At 50.8% G+C, this 309-nt stretch carries 1 protein-coding gene and 1 pseudogene; both read right to left on the bottom strand.

Annotated elements, in window-relative coordinates; all coding sequences use genetic code 11:
• Window position 1 precedes the first annotated feature (1 nt).
• Window positions 2–118: pseudogene (locus tag ACIPZE_RS28695) on the bottom strand (50S ribosomal protein L20); the annotation flags it as partial.
• 28 nt (window positions 119–146) lie between these two features.
• The gene (gene rpmI, locus ACIPZE_RS28690) at window positions 147–299 is read right to left on the bottom strand and encodes a 50S ribosomal protein L35 (RefSeq protein ID WP_400776795.1); all 153 of its coding nucleotides are present in this window, start codon (window positions 297–299) and stop codon (window positions 147–149) included.
• Window positions 300–309: the final 10 nt, after the last annotated feature.

The raw sequence follows: 309 nt of genomic DNA, 5'->3' as shown, positions 1-309 counted from the left end.
TTACCGCTTGCTTGGCAACACGGAATACGCGCGAACGTGCACCGTAGTAGCCTTTAGCAAGTTTCAGAATTTTTTTGTGACGCTTACGGGCAATGACGCCACGCTTTACACGAGCCATGAGTTACTTCCTCTATTCTTGACTAAAATTAACGAAGGCGCAGCATGCGCTCGACTTTTGCCACGTCAGACGGATGCAGCAAGCTGCTACCGCGCAGTTGACGCTTACGCTTGGTCGACATTTTAGTCAGGATGTGGCTCTTGAAAGCGTGCTTGTGCTTGATACCGTTAGCAGGTGTCAGACACCGCGGA

Origin of the sequence: Pseudomonas sp. NPDC089741 (assembly GCF_044748825.1) — a bacterium.
Lineage (GTDB): Bacteria > Pseudomonadota > Gammaproteobacteria > Pseudomonadales > Pseudomonadaceae > Aquipseudomonas > Aquipseudomonas helmanticensis.
This window is presented reverse-complemented; position numbering and strand designations above follow the sequence as displayed.